Here is an 18,420-nt window from a genome sequence, read left to right on the forward strand (position 1 = left end):
CGGTCGGCGGCCGTGGCGTCCTCCGGTTCGACATGCCCTAATCTTAGGCAGACAATTCGCGCGGACCGGCAACCTGAACGATTGACCCGTGCGTGGACGCTGCCGAAGGTAGCGCCATGACACGCCAATCCTGCGCCCTTCTGACGCCGCGCGCCATGGCCGAGGCCGATCGCCTGACCATCGCGGCGGGAACGCCGGGCGCCGTACTGATGCATCGCGCGGGCGTTGCAATCGCCGACGCGGTGGCGCGCGCGACCCCGCTCGGCGCGCGCATCGCGGTCCTGTGCGGGCCTGGCAACAATGGCGGCGACGGTTATGTGGCCGCCAAGGTCCTGCGCGAGCGCGGGTTCAGCGTGACGGTTGCGGCCTCCGGCCCGCCCCAGGGCCGGGCCGGGGATGCGGTGGCGGCGGCCGAAGCCTGGGGGCGGGCGCCCGTCCCGCTGGAAAAATGGGCCGCGAGCCGGCCGGCCGTCGTCGTCGATGCGCTCTATGGCGCGGGGCTTGCCCGTGACATCGATGGCGAGGACGCCGCGGTGATCGCCGCCGTCAACGCCGCCGGCTGCCGGGTCGTTGCGGCCGACATCGCCTCCGGCATTGATGGCGAGACGGGCGCGATCCGCGGCCTGGCCGTCAAGGCGGACGAGACCGTCACCTTCTTCCGCCGCAAGCCGGGTCACCTGCTCCTGCCCGGACGGCTGCTTTGCGGCACGGTCAGGGTGGCCGACATCGGCATTCCGGCGTCCGTGCTGGAGACGATCGGCCTCTGGGCCTTCGCCAACGAGCCGGAATTGTGGGGTGATCTCTTCCCGTTTCCCCGCGTCGAGGGCCACAAATACCGTCGCGGACATGCCGTGGTCGTCTCCGGCACGATGACCCGCACCGGGGCCGCGCGGCTCGCGGCGCGCGGTGCGCTCCGGGCCGGGGCAGGGCTGGTGACCATGGCCTCGCCGCCGGAGGCGCTGGCGGTCAACGCGGCGCATCTCACCGCCATCATGATCGAGCGCATGGAGGGGGTGGCCGGGCTGGCAACGATCCTTTCCGACCGTCGGCGCAATGCTGTCTGCCTGGGGCCGGCGCTGGGCACCGGCGCGGGGACGCGGGTGCTTGTGGCCGAGGCGCTGGCGAGCGGGGCCGCCACCGTCCTGGACGCCGATGCGCTGACCGCCTTCGCCGATGCGCCCGACGCGCTCTTCGCCGGCATCCGCGCCTGGCCCGACCGGCCGGTGGTGTTGACGCCGCACGGCGGCGAATTCTCCCGGCTGTTCGGCGCGGTGGAGCAAGGCTCCAGGCTCGACGCGGCCCGCCGGGCGGCCGAGCAGTCCGGGGCCGTCGTGATCCTGAAGGGGCCGGACACCGTGGTGGCCGCGCCGGACGGGCGCGTCGCGATCGCCGCCAACGCGCCGCCCTGGCTCGCCACGGCGGGCTCGGGCGACGTGCTGGCCGGGATCGTGACCGGTCTGCTGGCGCAGGGCATGCCCGCCTTCGAGGCGGCGAGCGCCGCGGTCTGGATGCATGGCGAGGCGGGGCAGGCGGCAGGCATCGGGCTGATCGCTGAGGACTTGCCGGAGGCGTTGCCGGGGGTGTTCGCAAGCCTCGCCAGCCGGCTGGCCGGAGTTGCTGGCTAGCCGACCTCGAAGGCGGCGACGAGCGGTCCCTGCGGATCGTTGATCGCCTGCGCCGTCATCAGGAAACGCCCTGCCGTTTCGGCGAGGAAGGCGATGCGCGCCGTGGTGGCCGGGGCAATGAGGACGGTGTCGAGGAAGAAGGGCTTCCAGCCGTCGTCGAGCCCGTCGAGCAGGCGGGCCGGATGTCCCTCAATGTGGATCGCCTGGAACTGCGCCGTGTCGTTGCGCAGCGCCGCCGTGACGACGGCGCCGCGGCGGATCCTGAACAGCGGGTCGCGGGGAGCGGACCGCTCGCTCCGCCCGCCGAAGGTGACGACGCCGGCCACGCCCGTTGCGACGGCGAGGTCGAGCCGCGTCGCGCGGCGGAAATCCATCGCCTGCGGCAGCGGATTGGGCGAAAGGGGCGCCGTCGGCCCGAGAGGCGCATCCCTGAGTGGGGAGCCCGTGACCGAGAGCCGGCCGGCAAGGGTCGTCCCGGCAAAGTTCACGATCGTGACCGGAACGTCGGGGCCGGCCGGTCCCGCGACGTCCCACATGATCTCGGCCCGCTGGCCCGGCGCGAGCAGGAGGCGGCCGCCGTCGAGGCGGAAGGGCTCGCAGGGCTGGCTGTCCAGCGCGACCAGCGTCAGCGCCTGGTCGGGGACGGTCATCTGCAGGATGCGATGGGCCGTCCCGTTGGCGAGGCGAAGCCACAGACGCTCGTTCGGCCGGGCCTCCAGCGCGAGGTCCGGCTTTCCGTCCACCAGAATGACCGGCGTCGTGTCGGTCGAGCCGACCTCCGAGAGCAGCATCGCGATCTCGCGGTCGTGGACCGGCGGACGGGCGTCGTCGACGATGAGGAGGCCGGCGAGACCGCGCCGCAACTGATCCTCGCCTCCCGCCAGACGGGGACGATAGAGGAAGGTGCCGGCATCGCGGGGCGTGACGGCATGGCGGGCGGTGGCGCCGGGCTGAAGCGGCAGGGATGCCACATCCGCCGCGCCGCGCCGCAGCCCGTGCCAGTGGAGTTGCGTCGGCTCGGCGAGGTCGTTGCGGAGATCGACGGCGATCGGTTCGCCGCGCCGGACGCGGATCACCGGTCCGGGCTGACGCCCATCATAGCCGAGGAAGGGCGTCACTGGTCCGTCGGGACCCGCGAGGCGGGCGTCGCCGGCTGCGGCGGTCAGTCGCAGAACCGGCGTGTCCGCCATTGCCGAGCGTGACCCCGTCACGGTGCCGAGGCCCGCGAGGGGCAGGGCGGCAAGGAGCGCGCGGCGACTGGGATCGGAGCGGAGCGGCATGGACGGACTTTCGGCTGGCCCGGAGGCCGGGTGGAAATGTGTGCCGGATCGGGATGGCACGATTGTTGAGGAGGTCTCGTTCCGGGTCCCGATTGGAGGCACTCCATGGCGAAATTAGCAGTGATCGGTGTCGGTGGCCTTGTCGCCGCCGGATATCTCGGTGTCATCCCCCACAGCCAGGCGAGCGTTGCGCTCGGCGCTGCGGCCGCGACCGTCCTGATGGTCTGGATCGGCCTGTTCGCGCGGGTCTGAGGCCCCGAACGGCGCGGCGAGCCCGCATTTTCTTGATGCAATCGCCCGGGGGCGGTGTTATGAGGCCGCGCCCGGCGGGTGACTTGCATCCGAAGGGACGAGAAGCTATTTCGAGCGGCCCTCGGCGGGCGTGGTGGAATTGGTAGACACGCGGGATTTAGGTTCCCGTGGCGAAAGTCGTGGGGGTTCAAGTCCCTCCGCCCGCACCATCCTGCCGGCCGCGCCGATCACGAACACGAAAGAAACCAAGCCATGCAGGTGACCGCCACCCTGTCCGAAGGTCTCAAGCGCGAATTCCGCGTGGTGGTGCCGGTGACCGACCTTGCCGCCCGGGCCGACGCCCGGCTCGACGACCTGAAGGGCCGCGTCAACATCAACGGGTTCCGTCCCGGCAAGGTGCCGATGCATCACCTGAAGAAGCTCTATGGCAAGGCCGTGCTGGCCGAGACCATCGAGGCTCTCGTCGGCGAGACGAACCAGAAGATCGTCGAGGAGAACGGCTTCAAGCTGGCGCAGGAGCCCTCCGTGAAGCTGCCCGAGGCCGAGGCCGAGGCGAAGGCCGTGTTCGACGGCACCGCCGACCTCGACTACACGGTGGCCTTCGAGGTCCTGCCGACCATCCAGCTTGCCGACTTCAAGGGCATCAAGGTCGAGAAGCCGGTCGTCGAGCCGGCCGAGGCCGACGTTCAGTCGATGCTGGAGACCATGGCCAAGCAGAACCGTCCGTTCGAGGCCAAGGCCGAAGGCGCGAGCGCGGAGGACGGCGACCGCCTGACAATCTCGTTCGTCGGCACCATCGACGGCGAGAAGTTCGAGGGCGGCACCGCCGAGGACATCCAGCTCGAGCTCGGCTCGAAGTCCTTCATTCCCGGCTTCGAAGACCAGCTGGTCGGCGTCAAGGCCGGCGATGAGAAGGTCGTCAACGTCAAGTTTCCGTCGAACTACATGGCCGAGGCTCTGGCCGGCAAGGATGCCGAGTTCGCCGTCACCGTGAAGTCGATCGAGAAGCCCGGCGACCGCGCTATCGACGACGAGTTCGCCAAGATGGTCGGCTTCGAGGACCTCGCCAAGTTGAAGGCCGCCGTCTCCGATCGCCTGAAGAGCGAATACGCCGCCGCCTCGCGCCGCAAGGTGAAGCGCTCGCTGCTCGACGCGCTCGACGAGAAGCACGCCTTCGACCTGCCGCAGACGCTGGTCGACCAGGAGTTCGAGAGCGTGTGGCGCCAGGTGAGCCAGGACCTCGAGTCCCGTGGCAAGACCTTCACCGACGAAGAGACCACCGAGGAAAAGGCGCGCGAGGAATATCGCCAGATCGCCGAGCGCCGCGTGCGCCTCGGCCTCGTCCTTGCGGAAATTGGCGAGAAGGCCCAGATCAAGGTCACGGACGAGGAAGTGTCGCGCGCCGTGGTCGAGCGTGCGCGCCAGTTCCCCGGACAGGAGCAGCAGGTCTGGGACTACTACCGCAAGACGCCCCAGGCGCTGGCTTCGCTCCGCGCCCCGATCTTCGAGGAGAAGGTCGTGGACTACATCCTCGAGCTCGCCGACGTGACCGAGAAGACCGTCTCCAAGGACGACCTCTTCAAGGACAACGAGGACGAGGAAGCCGCCTGAATGGGGCCGCGACCGGACAATTCCTGGTGAGGGAAGGGCCGCCGCTGGCGGCCCTTCGCTTTTCCGGAGCCCCGTTCACCCCACCTGCGCATTGCCGTTAGGATGTCGTCAAAGAGATTCGGGGAATGCTCTGCCCGAATCGCGACCCCAAAGGACCGAAGACGATGAGAGACCCGCACGACACGCTGATGAACTATCTGGTCCCGATGGTGGTCGAGCAGACCAATCGCGGCGAGCGTTCCTACGACATCTACTCGCGCCTGCTGAAGGAGCGCATCATCTTCCTGTCGGGTCCGGTCGAGGACGGCATGGCGACGCTGATCGTCGCCCAGCTGCTGTTCCTAGAGGCGGAGAACCCGAAGAAGGAGATCAACATGTACATCAACTCGCCGGGCGGTGTCGTCACGGCGGGCATGTCGATCTACGACACGATGCAGTTCATCAAGCCGGCCGTCACTACGCTCTGCATGGGCCAGGCCGCCTCGATGGGTTCGCTGCTGCTCACCGCGGGCGCCAAGGGCCAGCGCTTCGCCCTGCCGAATTCGCGCATCATGGTGCACCAGCCCTCGGGCGGCTATCGCGGCCAGGTGACGGACATCCTGATCCACGCCGAAGAGGTGAAGGAACTGAAGTCGCGGCTGAACGGCATCTACGTGAAGCATACTGGCCGGACGCTGAAGGAGATCGAGGACGCCCTCGAGCGCGATAATTTCATGTCGGCGCAGAAGGCGCAGGAATTCGGCCTCATCGACAAGGTCATCGAGGAACGCGCCGAGGAAGCCGAGCCCGCCAAGGCGTGATCGGGCAGGCGCGGGTGTCGCTTTTGGGACACCATCGGCGGCCCGCACCTTGCATAGACTGATCCAGCGTCACACGCGGCTCGTTATGAATTGTGTGTGACAAAATAGCATTAAGCCTTTCTTGATCCGGCGGGGCGCACCATGTTTGGCTATTCGGCCAAGGTGCGTTCGGGGTCGAGAAACCGAGGGACCTCCGGGGTCTCGCGTCAGACGATCCGGATCCGATGAGGATGCGGGTCGCGTTGGAGAGACATGATGAGCAAGGCCGGCAGCGACGCGAAGAACACCCTCTACTGTTCCTTCTGCGGCAAGAGCCAGCATGAGGTCCGCAAGCTGATTGCCGGGCCAACGGTCTTCATCTGCGACGAATGCGTCGAGCTCTGCATGGACATCATCCGTGAAGAGTCGAAGTCCTCGCTGGTCAAGTCCAAGGACGGCGTTCCGACGCCGAAGGAGATCTGCAAGGTCCTGGACGACTATGTGATCGGCCAGTTCCACGCCAAGCGGGTGCTGTCGGTTGCGGTCCACAACCACTACAAGCGGCTCAACCACGCCAGCAAGCACAGCGACGTCGAGCTGTCGAAGTCGAACATCCTGCTGATCGGTCCAACCGGATCGGGCAAGACTCTGCTCGCCCAGACGCTCGCCCGCATCCTCGACGTGCCCTTCACCATGGCCGATGCGACGACGCTGACGGAGGCCGGCTATGTCGGCGAGGACGTCGAGAACATCATCCTGAAGCTGCTGCAGGCCTCGGACTACAATGTCGAGCGGGCCCAGCGCGGTATCGTCTACATCGACGAGATCGACAAGATCTCGCGCAAGTCCGACAATCCCTCCATCACCCGCGACGTGTCGGGAGAGGGCGTGCAGCAGGCGCTCTTGAAGATCATGGAAGGCACGGTCGCCTCCGTGCCGCCGCAGGGCGGACGCAAGCACCCCCAGCAGGAGTTCCTGCAGGTCGACACCTCCAACATCCTGTTCATCTGCGGCGGCGCCTTCGCCGGCCTCGAGAAGATCATCTCGACCAAGGGGCAGGGCTCGTCGATCGGCTTCGGCGCCACGGTGCGCGCGCCGGAAGAGCGTCGGACCGGCGAGATCTTCCGCGAGGTCGAGCCCGAGGATCTGCTGAAGTACGGTCTCATCCCCGAGTTCGTCGGCCGCCTGCCGGTTCTGGCGACGCTTGAAGACCTCGACGAGACGGCGCTGACCAAGATCCTGACCGAGCCGAAGAACGCCCTGGTCAAGCAGTACCAGCGGCTGTTCGAGATGGAGAATGTCGACCTGACCTTCCACGAGGACGCCCTCGGCGCCATCTCGCGCAAGGCCATCGAGCGCAAAACCGGCGCCCGCGGCCTGCGGTCGATCATGGAGGGCATCCTGCTCGACACCATGTACGACCTGCCGGGCCTGGAAGGCGTCGAGGAGGTGGTGATCTCCGACGAGGTGGTGCAGGGCAAGGCCCGGCCGCTCTACATCTATGCCGAGAAGGAGAAGGCGCAGAGCGCCTGATTCCTCTTCTCCGGCCATCGACCAGGGCGGGCCTTCGGGTCCGCCCTTTTCGTTTGTGCGCCGCCGAAGGATCCGGGTGGCGTGGCATTTCCGCCGCCCGGCCGCGCCACTGTGGGGCAGAACCTTTCGCCGCCTTGACACCTGCCGGGCGGGTCTCCACCTAATGGATACCGACAGACCCCCGGGCAGGGATTTGTGCCCGAGGTCGGCCAAGCGCCTCGAGTCCCCTCAAGGAAGCCGGAGAGCTTCCGATCCGGCCTCAATCCCGCCGCCGTCCCCGCGCGACAAGAGCGTAATTCCGCGTCATCCTTGCCAGGAATCATCCGAGCGCCGCCGTCGGCGCGGGCCCATCCGGGCCGCTTCGCGGCGTGTCGAGGAAAGGACGAGTGAATCATGAGCGAGACCAAGAAGCGTCCGCCCCTCAACCCCGGCGAGGTCAAGACCTTCCCGGTTCTGCCGCTGCGCGACATCGTGGTGTTTCCCCACATGATCGTGCCGCTCTTCGTCGGCCGCGAGAAATCGATTCGCGCCCTCGAGGAGGTCATGCGCGCCGAGACTCATATCCTGCTCGCCACCCAGATGAAGGCGCAGGACGACGATCCGGAGCCGGATTCCATCTACGAGATCGGTACGCTGGCCAGCGTGCTTCAGCTCCTCAAGCTGCCCGACGGCACCGTCAAGGTGCTGGTCGAGGGCGTGTCGCGCGCCCGCATCGGTCCCTATTCCGGCCGCGAGGAGTTCTATGAGGCGGAAGCGACGACCGTCGCCGACGAGATCACCGACAAGGTCCAGGTCCAGGCGCTCGCCCGTTCGGTGGTCACCGAGTTCGAGGGCTATGTGAAGCTGAACAAGAAGGTCTCGCCCGAGATCGTCTCGGTGGTCAGCCAGATCGACGAGCCGTCCAAGCTCGCCGACACGGTGGCCTCGCATCTGGCGGTGAAGATCTCCGACAAGCAGGCCGTGCTGGAGACGATCGACGTCGCCAAGCGCCTCGAGAAGGCGCTCGGCCTGATGGAGAGCGAGATCTCCGTGCTGCAGGTCGAGAAGAAGATCCGCACCCGCGTCAAGCGGCAGATGGAGAAGACCCAGCGCGAGTACTACCTCAACGAGCAGATGAAGGCGATCCAGAAGGAACTCGGCGACGAGGACGGTCGGGACGAACTCGTCGAGCTCGAGGACAAGATCAAGCGCACGAAGCTCTCGAAGGAGGCCCGCGACAAGGCCCACCACGAGCTGAAGAAGCTGCGCCAGATGTCGCCGATGTCGGCCGAGGCCACCGTCGTCAGGAACTATCTCGACTGGCTCCTGTCCCTGCCGTGGGGCAAGAAGAGCAAGATCAAGAAGGACCTGCCGGGCGCCCAGACCCTGCTCGACGCCGACCATTTCGGCCTCGACAAGGTCAAGGACCGCATCGTCGAGTACCTGGCCGTGCAGCAGCGCGCCAACAAGCTCACCGGTCCGATCCTCTGCCTCGTCGGTCCGCCCGGCGTCGGCAAGACCTCGCTCGGCAAGTCGATCGCCAAGGCGACGGGACGCGAGTTCGTGCGCATCTCGCTCGGCGGTGTGCGTGACGAGGCCGAGATCCGCGGCCACCGGCGCACCTATATCGGGTCCATGCCCGGCAAGATCATCCAGTCGATGAAGAAGGCCAAGACGGCGAACCCGCTGTTCCTGCTCGACGAGATCGACAAGATGGGCCAGGACTTCCGCGGCGACCCGTCGGCGGCCCTCCTCGAGGTTCTCGACCCCGAGCAGAACGCCACGTTCAACGATCACTATCTGGAGGTCGACTTCGACCTCTCGAGCGTGATGTTCGTCACCACGGCGAACACGCTGAACATTCCGCCGGCCCTTCTGGACCGCATGGAGACGATCCGCATCGCCGGCTACACCGAGGACGAGAAGCGGGAGATCGCCAAGAAGCACCTGATCCCCAACGCCATCGCCAAGCATGGCCTGACGGAGAAGGACTGGTCGATCACCGACGAGGCGCTGATGACGGTCGTGCGCCGTTACACGCGCGAGGCCGGCGTCCGCAACCTGGAACGCGAGATGTCCAATCTCGTCCGCAAGGGCGTGAAGGACCTGACGCTGACCAAGAAGAAGACGATCAAGGTCACCCCGAAGGTGGTCGAGGAGTATCTCGGCGTGCCGCGCTATCGCTATGGCATGGCGGAGACCGAGGATCAGGTGGGCGCCGTCACCGGCCTTGCCTGGACCGAGGTCGGCGGCGAGCTGCTCACCATCGAGGCCGTGATGATGCCCGGCAAGGGCCGCATGACGGTCACCGGCAACCTCAAGGACGTGATGAAGGAGTCGATCTCGGCAGCCGCGTCCTACGTCCGTTCGCGGTCGCTGGCCTTCGGGATCAAGCCGCCGCTCTTCGACAAGCGCGACGTCCACGTCCACGTGCCGGAGGGCGCCACGCCGAAGGACGGTCCGTCCGCCGGCATCGCCATGGCCACGGCCATCATCTCGGTGATGACGGGCATTCCGATCCGCAAGGACATCGCCATGACCGGCGAGGTGACCCTGCGCGGCCGGGTGCTGCCGATCGGCGGCCTGAAGGAGAAACTGCTCGCGGCGCTGCGCGGCGGGCTGAAGATGGTCCTCATTCCCGAGGAGAACGCCAAGGATCTGGCGGAAATCCCCGACAACGTGAAGAACGGTCTGGAGATCATTCCGGTGTCGCGGATGGACGAGGTCGTCAAGCACGCCCTCATCCGTCAGCCGGAGCCGGTGGAGTGGGACGAGGAAGCCGAGCCCGTCACGCCCCGCAGGGCGGGTGACGAGGACCCGTCCGGCGTCGTCGCGCATTGATCGCAGCAACGGTTCGACAGGATGGAAGCCCCGGGCCTCGCGCCCGGGGTTTTCTGTTGAAAGCGTCGTCGATTCGACGGCGCTCCCATCGCAAAGCCAGCATTTTCCTTGCTTTTGCAACGGTTGCACGGCAAACGGAACACCCGTCGGCAACGGAATCACGCATTCCCGGATCGGCGCAAACAGAAGGAGAACAGCCCGTGACCAAAAACGAACTGATCGCCGCGGTCGCCGATGCGGCGAGCCTCACCAAGGCGCAGGCGGGTGCAGCAGTGGATGCAACCTTCGATTCCATCACCGCCACGCTGAAGGCCGGCGGCGATGTGAAGCTCGTCGGCTTCGGCGCCTTCTCGGTGTCCAACCGTGCCGCCCGCCAGGGCCGCGACCCGCGCACCGGCAAGCCCGTCGAGATCAAGGCCTCGAAGGCCCCGAAGTTTTCGGCCGGCAAGGGCCTGAAGGATGCCGTGAACTCCTGATCACGGACCTGTCCTCGCCATCGAAACGCCGTCGGGCATGGCCCCGGCGGCGTTTCCGTTTTCCGCCTCTGGCCGGCGTGCCGCAGCTCACTCCGCGCCCCTTGCCCGGCGGGCAGGGGCCGGCTACATGGCGGGAGCGTCTTTTCCGGGCGGTTAGCTCAGTTGGTAGAGCGCCTGCTTTACACGCAGGATGTCGGCGGTTCGAGCCCGTCACTGCCCACCATTCCCTTGTCCGTGCCCATGACCGCAGCGGTGGCGACCAGTCGTCGCCCCGTCTGTCCCGCGCTCCGGCCATTCCTGACCCGACGAAATCGGCCTCGCCCCAGCGACGTGCCGTGCTAATCGGCGGGGCCGCCTCCGGCGGATGGTGTTGACGCCCGAAGCGGGGACCGAGACGTGAGAAGCTGGCTGGCCGAAGTACGAAGCGGTTTCGCAGAGCTGTCCCCCGCCGTCTTTCCCTATCGTCGCTTCGCCTTCGCTCTCGTGCTCGGCGTCATCGGCGGCGCCCTGTTCTACTGGCTGCGCCTGCCGCTCCCCTGGATGCTGGGGGCCATGACCTTCTGCACCGTCGCCGCGCTCTGGGGTGCGCCCGTGGCGGCGCCTGGCGTCATCCGCTCGCCGATGTCGGCCATCATCGGCGTCATGCTGGGGTCGGGCTTCTCGCCGGACATCGTCTACCAGCTGCCGCAATGGCTGGTGCCGCTCGCCGGCCTCGTCCTGTTCATGACCGCCAGCGGCGTCAGCGTCGTCTGGTACTACCGCAAGGTCGGCGGCTACGACTGGGTCACCGCCTTCTTCTCCGGCATGCCCGGGGGGCTGGTCGAGATGGTGATCTATGGCGAGGAGCGGGGCGGCGACGCGCGGGTCATCGCGCTGGTTCATTCCGCCCGCATCCTGATGGTGGTGATGACGCTGCCCTTCATCATCCAGTTCACCCAGGGCATTCGGCTCGACCGGCCGATGACGGGCATTTCCATCGTCGATGCACCCCTCCTCACCGAAGTCTGGCTCGTCGTCTGCGGCTTTGCCGGCGCCTTCCTCGGCCATGTGCTGAAGCTACCCGCCAAGACCCTGCTCGGCTGCATGATCGTCAGCGCCATCGTCCATGTCTCGGGCGTGTCGGACTTCAAGCCACCCTTCGAGATCGTCAATGCGGCGCAGCTCGTTCTCGGCGTCGCCATCGGCTGCCGGTTCGCCGGGACGGCGAGCCGGGTCGTCTGGAAGGTGCTGGCGCTCTCGGTCGGCTCGACCGCCATCCTGCTGTTCTGGATGACGGTCTTCGCCGTGGCGGTCTCGCACCTGTCGGGCTTTTCGACCGTGACGCTGATCCTTGCCTATTCCCCCGGCGGCCTCACCGAGATGGCTCTGATCGCGGTGGCGCTCCATGCAGAGGTGGCCTTCGTCGCCGCCTTCCACATCATCCGCGTCTTCCTGACGATGATTGCCGCGCCGCTGACGTTCCGCTGGCTGGGCGGTGCCCCAGGGCGGGGCGGATCAGCCCCCTCCTGAACGCGAAAGCCCGGAGCCTCGCGGCCCCGGGCGTCTGCGCTTTCCTTCGACCGAAGCGTTGCCGGCGGGTCAGGCCGCCCTGACCTCCGCAAGGAAGGTCTCGACGGAGCGGGAGAGGGTGGTTGCCTGTCCGGACAGGCTCTGCGCCGCAGACAGGACCTCGGAGGCCGAGGCATTGGTCTGGGCCGAGGCGGTGGTGACGCCGGTGATGTTGTCGACGACGCGGGCGGTGCCGGTGGCGGCGGCCTGGACGTTCTGCGAGATCTCGCCGGTCGCCGCGCGCTGCTGCTCGATCGCCGCGGCCACCGCGGAGGCGTAGCTGGCGACCTCCTTCATCGTGCCGGCGATGGCCTCGATGGAGGCGACCGCCGTCGTCGTCTCCTGCTGCACCGCGTCGATCTGGGCGGCGATCTCCTCGGTCGCCCTGGCGGTCTGGCCAGCCAGCGACTTGACCTCGGACGCCACCACCGCAAAGCCGCGGCCGGCTTCGCCCGCGCGGGCCGCCTCGATCGTCGCGTTGAGGGCAAGGAGGTTGGTCTGCTCGGCGATGGCACGGATGAGGTTCAGAACCTCGCCGATGCGGCCTGCTGCCTCCGCCAGCGTCTTGACGCGACGGTTGGCGCCTTCCGCCTCGGTGCTGGCCCGCTCGACCACCGCATTGGTCTGGCCGATCTGGTTGGCGATCTCGTTGATGGAAGCCGAGAGCTCCTCGGAGGCGGCGGCGACCGACTGGACGTTGGCCGAGGCCTGGCGCGAGGCTCCCGAGGCGTCGTCGGCCTGCCCGGATGCTTCCGCGGCGATGCCGGTGAGGTTGCGGGCTGTCTCCTCCATGCGTCCGGCGTTGTCGCCGACGCCGCTGAGGACGGTGCCGATCGATTCGGAGAAGTCGCGGACGAGATGGTCGATGCGGGCCTGGCGGGCCTGCCGGGCGCGAGCGTCGGCCTCCGTCTCGCTCTCGAGGCGGGCGCGCGCCACCGCATTGTCGCGGAACACCTCGACCGACCGGGCCATGTCGCCGATCTCGTCGCGGCGTTCCGTCGAGGGGACCTCGCGGGTATGGTCGCCGCCGGCGAGCGCCGTCATCGTGTCGTTCAACTCGCGGATCGGCTTGCCGAGATGGCGGGTGAGGAGCGTGGCGATACCGATGCCCGCGACGGCCACCGCCAGCAGCACCGCCAGCAGAGTCAGCATGGCGGTGTTGCGCGCGCCGACGAAGGCGGCCGTGTCGATGGCGACCTCCAGCGTGCCGATCGGCTGGCCGGAATAGTTGTTCAGCGGTCCCGCGAGCACGGCGACGGGATGGCCGCCGATGGTGCCGGCGCGCCACGCCGTCGTCTGCCGCATCGCCGTCTGGTGGACCGGCAAGTCGAGCAGGGTCTTCTCGGCGAAGGTGGCGCCGAGGGAGTTCACCTTGCCGTCCTGGATGAGGTGCATGGCGATGTCGACCTTGAAGCGGCGCTTCAGATCGGTGAGGAAGGGCACGCCGAGGGCGGCGCCGACGTCGGTGACGCCGATGATCTGGCCGCCCGAGCGCACGGGAACGACGGAGAAGATCGAGACGTTGTCGCGTCCCGGTTCGATGCCGGTGACCGGGCTGCCGCTGGAGACGGCGGCGCGGATCGTGTTGCGGCGGGAGAGGACATTGTCACCGAAGGCCTGTGGCGCGTGGACACGGACGAAAGCGGTGCCGTCGGCCCGCTGGAAGCTGATGAGGCCGAGGCCGAGGCCGGTCTTCAGCGGTTCGCCGAGGTCCTTCATGGCGGCGAGCAGGGCGGGGCGGTCGTCCTTGACGAAGGCCTCGACCACCCGTGGATCGTTGGCGATGGAGCGCGCGGCCGCGGCGGCGCGCTGGCCCTGGTCGGCCATGGCGGCGACGACGGCCTCGTAGCGCTGGGTCAAGGCCGATTCGATGGCCTGATTGCTGAGCGCGTCCTGCTGGAGATAGCCGGCGACACCGACCGCGCCTGCCGCGACCAGGGCGGTCACGGTCACCGACGCCATGAGTTTCGCGCCGATGGTGCGCAGTTGGAGAATGCTGCCGAGAGCCATTGCGTTTTCCACCCAAAATCCGGCGCATTGGCGCGCCTTGTCCCAGCGTCATTGCACGTCAGGGTGGTTAAGAAAGGCTCAAGCCACCCTGTGGCATGTATGCTTTTCGCGCGGAGGGCCCATGCAGCGGGACCCCGCAGGGAGCAGCGGGCGCCGGCGCTCATCACCAGCCGACGGTCTCGCGCCGCAATTCGCCTTGACAGGCCTTTGAGCCTCCCTTAAGTCCCGCCACCTCGACCGGCGCACGTCAAGCGCGCCGAGCAACGCGCGGGCGTAGCTCAGTTGGTTAGAGTGCCGGCCTGTCACGCCGGAGGTCGCGGGTTCGAGTCCCGTCGCCCGCGCCATTTTCCCCGGGACACATCTTGCCCCTAGAGGGGTCGTCCGACCGCTTCCGGAGAATCACCGGATGCAGGGAAGTCGGGCTGTTCACGCGCCAAAACGGCCGCTTCTTGTCCCCCTTCCAAAGGTGCGTGGCGCGGTCCGGCGGATTATCATAACGTTTCCAGAGAAACCGACTCTTCCTGCCCGGCCCGCGGCTTGCACCGCAACAGGGGAGGGAGTAAGGCACAGACCGAAACCGGCTTCCGGGGCTCGTCACTCCCTTCGCCGGCCAAGCAGGAGGGCCTTCGATGCAGGCTGCGACGACCACGCTGCTCAACGACTATCTGCCGCTGGTCATCTTCATCGCGCTGGCCGGTGTCATTGGTGCCGCCCTCCTCGTCGCCCCCTTTGTCGTCGCGTTTTCCCGGCCGGATGCCGAGAAGCTCTCGGCCTACGAGTGCGGCTTCAACGCCTTCGACGACGCCCGCATGAAGTTCGACGTGCGGTTCTATCTCGTCGCCATTCTCTTCATCATCTTCGACCTCGAGGTCGCCTTCCTGTTTCCCTGGGCGGTGGCGTTCAAGGAGGTCGGGCTGTTCGGTTTCTGGTCCATGATGGCCTTCCTCGGCGTACTGACGATCGGCTTCGTCTACGAGTGGAAGAAGGGCGCCCTGGAGTGGAATTGAGGTTCTGATCATGGCCACCGCCATCGACCGCGGCGATCCGCTCGTCGCACCGGCCCCGAAGGGTCTTCTGGGCGCGGACGGCAGGCCCCTCGGCGCCGGCGATTCCTTCTTGACGGGAATCAACAACGAACTGGCCGACAAGGGTTTCATCGTCACGGCCACCGACGACCTGATCAACTGGGCTCGCACCGGCTCGCTGATGTGGATGACCTTCGGTCTCGCATGCTGCGCGGTCGAAATGATGCAGCTCTCCATGCCGCGCTACGACGTCGAGCGCTTCGGCTTCGCGCCGCGCGCCTCGCCGCGCCAGTCCGACGTGATGATCGTCGCCGGCACGCTGACCAACAAGATGGCTCCGGCCCTGCGCAAGGTCTACGACCAGATGCCAGAGCCCCGCTACGTCATCTCCATGGGCTCCTGCGCCAATGGCGGCGGCTATTACCACTATTCCTACGCGGTGGTGCGCGGCTGCGACCGGATCGTCCCTGTCGACGTCTATGTGCCGGGCTGCCCGCCGACCGCCGAGGCCTTGCTCTATGGCGTGCTTCTTCTGCAGAAGAAGATCCGCCGTACCGGCACGATCGAGCGGTGAGGGGGCATCATGTCGACTGAAGCTGTTTCACCGCCGGAAACCACTGTGTCGCCGCTGGAGGCCCTGGGCGCCTCTCTCATGGCGGCTCTTCCGGGAGCTGTCACGTCCAGCAGGGTGGCCTATGGCGAACTGACGCTGGAGGCCGAGGCGGGTCAGATCATCCGCATCCTGACCCACCTGCGCGACGATGCCGACTGCCTGTTCCGCAACATCATCGACATCTGCGGCGTCGACTACCCGGGCCGGCAGAAGCGCTTCGACGTCGTCTATCATCTGCTGTCGCCGAAGTTTAACCGCCGCATCCGCGTCAAGATCCAGACCGACGAAACGACGCCGGTGGCCTCCGCGACCGACGTGTTCACCGGCGCGTTGTGGTTCGAGCGCGAGACCTACGATCTCTACGGCGTGCTGTTTACCGGCCACCCGGACCTGAGGCGCCTGCTGACGGACTATGGCTTCGACGGCCATCCGCTGCGCAAGGACTTCCCGACCTCCGGCTTCGTCGAGGTGCGCTACGATGACGAGGTGAAGCGCGTCGTTTACGAGCCGGTGCGCCTGGCGCAGGAGTTCCGGCAGTTCGATTTCCTCAGCCCCTGGGAAGGTACGGACTACGTGCTGCCCGGCGACGAGAAAGCCAAGGCGAACTGAGCATGGCTGAAGCCGAGATCCGCAACTTCACCTTCAACTGGGGCCCGCAGCACCCGGCGGCTCACGGTGTGCTCCGCCTCGTCATGGAACTCGATGGCGAGGTCGTCGAGCGCTGCGATCCGCATATCGGCCTCTTGCACCGCGGCACCGAGAAGTTGATCGAGACCAAGACCTACCTGCAGGCGATCCCCTATTTCGACCGGCTCGACTATGTCGCGCCGATGAACCAGGAGCACGCCTTCTGCCTGGCGGCGGAGCGGATGCTCGGCATCGAGGTGCCGCGGCGCGGTCAGCTCATCCGCGTGCTCTACTGCGAGATCGGCCGCATCCTCTCGCACCTTCTCAACGTCACCACGCAGGCGATGGACGTCGGCGCTCTCACCCCGCCGCTGTGGGGCTTCGAGGAGCGCGAGAAGCTGATGATCTTCTACGAGCGCGCCTCCGGCTCGCGCATGCACGCGGCCTATTTCCGCGTCGGTGGCGTGCACCAGGACCTGCCGCCCGCCCTGATCGACGACATCGAGGCCTGGTGCGATCCCTTCCTCAAGGTGGTCGACGACCTCGACGCGCTGCTGACCCCGAACCGCATCTTCAAGCAACGCAACGTCGACATCGGCGTGGTGACGCTGGACGAGTGCTGGGCCTGGGGCTTCTCGGGCGTGATGGTGCGCGGCTCGGGCGCGCCCTGGGACCTCAGGAAGTCGCAGCCCTACGAGTGCTATGCCGAGATGGATTTCGACATCCCGATCGGCAAGAACGGCGACTGCTACGACCGCTATCTCATCCGCATGGAGGAGATGCGCCAGTCGGTGAAGATCATGCGCCAGTGCTGCAAGCTGCTGCGCGAGACGCCCGGCCCCGTGTCGGCCAAGGACAACAAGGTGGTGCCGCCGAAGCGCGGTGAGATGAAGCGCTCGATGGAGGCTCTCATCCACCACTTCAAGCTCTACACGGAAGGCTTCCACGTGCCGCCCGGCGAGGTCTATGCGGCCGTCGAGGCGCCCAAGGGCGAGTTCGGCGTCTATCTCGTCGCCGACGGCTCCAACAAGCCCTATCGCTGCAAGATCCGCGCGCCGGGCTTTGCACATCTCCAGGCCATGGACTTCCTGTGCAAGGGCCACATGCTGGCGGACGTCTCCGCTATCCTCGGCTCCATCGACATCGTGTTCGGAGAGGTTGACCGGTGAGCGTTCGCAGACTGGCGCCAGACGAGGTCCAGCCGGCCTCCTTCGCCTTCACGCCCGACAATCTGGCCTGGGCGCAGAAGACCATTGGCAAGTATCCGGCCGAGCGGAAGGCGTCCGCCGTCATCCCGCTGCTGTGGCGCGCGCAGGAGCAGCACGCCTACTGGCTGCCCAAGGCGGCCATCGAGTATATCGCCGAAATGCTCGACATGCCGTACATCCGGGTGTTCGAGGTGGCGACATTCTACACCATGTTTCAGCTGCAACCGGTTGGGAAGAAAGCACATATTCAGGTTTGCGGCACCACGCCCTGCATGCTGCGCGGCGCCGAGGCGCTGATCAAGGTCTGCAAGAGCCGCATCCATCACGAGCCGTTCCACCTCTCCGACGACGGCGACTTCTCGTGGGAAGAGGTCGAATGCGCCGGCGCCTGCGTCAACGCGCCGATGATCCAGGTTTTTTCGGACACCTACGAGGACCTGACACCCGAGAGCCTGGAGTGGCTGATCGATGCCTTCTCCCGCGGCGAAAAGCCGAAGCCGGGGCCGCAGAACGGTCGCCACGGCTCGGAGCCCGAGGGCGGTGCGTTGACCCTGCGCGACCTTCCGTTCAATTCCGCCGGCCCCGCCGGGGCCGCGGTGGCGGAGAAGCCGAAGGTCGCGACAAAGCCCGTCGCCGTGGAGGAGGGGCCGTCCGCGACCGCCCTTGCTCTGGCGGCGAGCGAAGAGGCCGAGATCAGGGCGAAGCTGTCGACCCTGGCCGCCGACGCGACCCCCGAGCAGAAAGCCGACGCCGTCGGTACCCGACCTGCCGGACTTGTCGCCGCACGCGAGGCGAAGGCCGACAAGCTGCAGAGGATCAAGGGCATCGGCCCGGTGAACGAGGGCAAGCTGCACGCCCTCGGCGTCTTCCATTTCGACCAGGTCGCTGCCTGGACCCGCGAGGAAATCCGCTGGGTCGGCACCTATCTGTCGTTCCCCGGCCGGATCGACCGCGAGGAGTGGACGGTTCAGGCCAAGGCGCTGGCGGCGGGTCTGCCGTCCGTGAAGGAGTGA

The 18,420-nt window shown here is 67.2% G+C and carries 15 protein-coding genes and 3 tRNA genes; 16 read left to right on the forward strand and 2 right to left on the reverse strand.

Features of this window, described 5'->3' with window-relative positions; translation table 11 throughout:
- Positions 1-116 precede the first annotated feature (116 nt).
- The gene (locus tag ACJ4V0_RS11610) at positions 117-1,625 is read left to right on the forward strand and encodes an NAD(P)H-hydrate dehydratase (RefSeq protein WP_448299736.1); all 1,509 of its coding nucleotides are present in this window, start codon (positions 117-119) and stop codon (positions 1,623-1,625) included.
- Here the strand turns inward: ACJ4V0_RS11610 and ACJ4V0_RS11615 are convergent.
- Complete coding sequence (locus tag ACJ4V0_RS11615) at positions 1,622-2,905, reverse strand: multicopper oxidase family protein (protein WP_448299737.1); 1,284 nt, start codon at positions 2,903-2,905, stop codon at positions 1,622-1,624. The two genes, ACJ4V0_RS11610 and ACJ4V0_RS11615, sit on opposite strands and share 4 nt — an antisense overlap.
- A gap of 105 nt (positions 2,906-3,010) precedes the next feature.
- On the opposite strand from ACJ4V0_RS11615, the gene ACJ4V0_RS11620 reads away from it, so the two are divergent.
- From ACJ4V0_RS11620 to ACJ4V0_RS11660, 9 genes are all read left to right on the forward strand, one after another.
- Positions 3,011-3,157 (forward strand): hypothetical protein, encoded by a 147-nt coding sequence (locus ACJ4V0_RS11620; protein ID WP_448299738.1) that lies wholly within the window; start codon positions 3,011-3,013, stop codon positions 3,155-3,157.
- Between the two features lie 124 nt (positions 3,158-3,281).
- Positions 3,282-3,366, forward strand: a tRNA-Leu gene (locus ACJ4V0_RS11625).
- A 43-nt stretch (positions 3,367-3,409) separates the two neighbouring features.
- Positions 3,410-4,768: a trigger factor gene (gene tig / locus ACJ4V0_RS11630; protein ID WP_448299739.1), complete on the forward strand. Its 1,359-nt coding sequence runs from the start codon at positions 3,410-3,412 to the stop codon at positions 4,766-4,768.
- A gap of 164 nt (positions 4,769-4,932) precedes the next feature.
- Positions 4,933-5,568, forward strand: a complete 636-nt coding sequence (gene clpP, locus ACJ4V0_RS11635; RefSeq protein ID WP_448299740.1) for an ATP-dependent Clp endopeptidase proteolytic subunit ClpP — start codon at positions 4,933-4,935, stop codon at positions 5,566-5,568.
- A gap of 255 nt (positions 5,569-5,823) precedes the next feature.
- A complete protein-coding gene (gene clpX, locus ACJ4V0_RS11640; RefSeq protein ID WP_448299741.1) occupies positions 5,824-7,080 on the forward strand; it encodes an ATP-dependent Clp protease ATP-binding subunit ClpX in 1,257 nt (418 codons plus the stop codon).
- A 393-nt stretch (positions 7,081-7,473) separates the two neighbouring features.
- Positions 7,474-9,900 (forward strand): endopeptidase La, encoded by a 2,427-nt coding sequence (gene lon / locus ACJ4V0_RS11645; RefSeq protein ID WP_448299742.1) that lies wholly within the window; start codon positions 7,474-7,476, stop codon positions 9,898-9,900.
- 164 nt (positions 9,901-10,064) lie between these two features.
- Positions 10,065-10,376 (forward strand): HU family DNA-binding protein, encoded by a 312-nt coding sequence (locus ACJ4V0_RS11650; protein ID WP_448299789.1) that lies wholly within the window; start codon positions 10,065-10,067, stop codon positions 10,374-10,376.
- A gap of 147 nt (positions 10,377-10,523) precedes the next feature.
- Positions 10,524-10,599 (forward strand) — tRNA-Val (locus tag ACJ4V0_RS11655).
- Positions 10,600-10,772: 173 nt separating this feature from the next.
- Positions 10,773-11,885 (forward strand): AbrB family protein, encoded by a 1,113-nt coding sequence (locus ACJ4V0_RS11660; RefSeq protein WP_448299743.1) that lies wholly within the window; start codon positions 10,773-10,775, stop codon positions 11,883-11,885.
- A 69-nt stretch (positions 11,886-11,954) separates the two neighbouring features.
- Here ACJ4V0_RS11660 and ACJ4V0_RS11665 read toward each other — a convergent pair whose 3' ends face one another.
- Entirely contained in the window at positions 11,955-13,934 is a 1,980-nt protein-coding gene (locus tag ACJ4V0_RS11665) for a methyl-accepting chemotaxis protein (protein WP_448299744.1), read from the reverse strand.
- Positions 13,935-14,201: 267 nt separating this feature from the next.
- Here ACJ4V0_RS11665 and ACJ4V0_RS11670 point away from each other — a divergent pair.
- The 6 genes from ACJ4V0_RS11670 (at position 14,202) to nuoE (ending at position 18,420) form a co-directional block, all read left to right on the forward strand.
- A tRNA-Asp gene (locus ACJ4V0_RS11670) sits at positions 14,202-14,278 on the forward strand.
- Between the two features lie 285 nt (positions 14,279-14,563).
- Positions 14,564-14,941 (forward strand): NADH-quinone oxidoreductase subunit A, encoded by a 378-nt coding sequence (locus tag ACJ4V0_RS11675; protein ID WP_448299745.1) that lies wholly within the window; start codon positions 14,564-14,566, stop codon positions 14,939-14,941.
- 10 nt (positions 14,942-14,951) lie between these two features.
- Positions 14,952-15,533: a NuoB/complex I 20 kDa subunit family protein gene (locus tag ACJ4V0_RS11680; RefSeq protein ID WP_448299746.1), complete on the forward strand. Its 582-nt coding sequence runs from the start codon at positions 14,952-14,954 to the stop codon at positions 15,531-15,533.
- Between the two features lie 9 nt (positions 15,534-15,542).
- Positions 15,543-16,181, forward strand: a complete 639-nt coding sequence (locus tag ACJ4V0_RS11685) for an NADH-quinone oxidoreductase subunit C (protein WP_448299747.1) — start codon at positions 15,543-15,545, stop codon at positions 16,179-16,181.
- A 2-nt stretch (positions 16,182-16,183) separates the two neighbouring features.
- Positions 16,184-17,368: an NADH-quinone oxidoreductase subunit D gene (locus tag ACJ4V0_RS11690; protein WP_448299748.1), complete on the forward strand. Its 1,185-nt coding sequence runs from the start codon at positions 16,184-16,186 to the stop codon at positions 17,366-17,368.
- Complete coding sequence (gene nuoE / locus ACJ4V0_RS11695; protein ID WP_448299749.1) at positions 17,365-18,420, forward strand: NADH-quinone oxidoreductase subunit NuoE; 1,056 nt, start codon at positions 17,365-17,367, stop codon at positions 18,418-18,420. Before ACJ4V0_RS11690 ends, nuoE begins: the two co-directional genes overlap by 4 nt.

Source organism: Phreatobacter aquiterrae (assembly GCF_053471285.1).

Excerpts from the sequence above, each read along its gene's own strand:
- ACJ4V0_RS11610 (WP_448299736.1), top strand. The coding sequence starts at position 117 with ATGACACGCCAATCCTGCGCCCTTCTGACGCCGCGCGCCATGGCCGAG.
- ACJ4V0_RS11615 (WP_448299737.1), bottom strand. The coding sequence starts at position 2,905 with ATGCCGCTCCGCTCCGATCCCAGTCGCCGCGCGCTCCTTGCCGCCCTG.
- ACJ4V0_RS11620 (WP_448299738.1), top strand. The coding sequence starts at position 3,011 with ATGGCGAAATTAGCAGTGATCGGTGTCGGTGGCCTTGTCGCCGCCGGA.
- tig (WP_448299739.1), top strand. The coding sequence starts at position 3,410 with ATGCAGGTGACCGCCACCCTGTCCGAAGGTCTCAAGCGCGAATTCCGC.
- clpP (WP_448299740.1), top strand. The coding sequence starts at position 4,933 with ATGAGAGACCCGCACGACACGCTGATGAACTATCTGGTCCCGATGGTG.
- clpX (WP_448299741.1), top strand. The coding sequence starts at position 5,824 with ATGAGCAAGGCCGGCAGCGACGCGAAGAACACCCTCTACTGTTCCTTC.
- lon (WP_448299742.1), top strand. The coding sequence starts at position 7,474 with ATGAGCGAGACCAAGAAGCGTCCGCCCCTCAACCCCGGCGAGGTCAAG.
- ACJ4V0_RS11665 (WP_448299744.1), bottom strand. The coding sequence starts at position 13,934 with ATGGCTCTCGGCAGCATTCTCCAACTGCGCACCATCGGCGCGAAACTC.
- ACJ4V0_RS11675 (WP_448299745.1), top strand. The coding sequence starts at position 14,564 with ATGCAGGCTGCGACGACCACGCTGCTCAACGACTATCTGCCGCTGGTC.
- ACJ4V0_RS11680 (WP_448299746.1), top strand. The coding sequence starts at position 14,952 with ATGGCCACCGCCATCGACCGCGGCGATCCGCTCGTCGCACCGGCCCCG.
- ACJ4V0_RS11685 (WP_448299747.1), top strand. The coding sequence starts at position 15,543 with ATGTCGACTGAAGCTGTTTCACCGCCGGAAACCACTGTGTCGCCGCTG.
- ACJ4V0_RS11690 (WP_448299748.1), top strand. The coding sequence starts at position 16,184 with ATGGCTGAAGCCGAGATCCGCAACTTCACCTTCAACTGGGGCCCGCAG.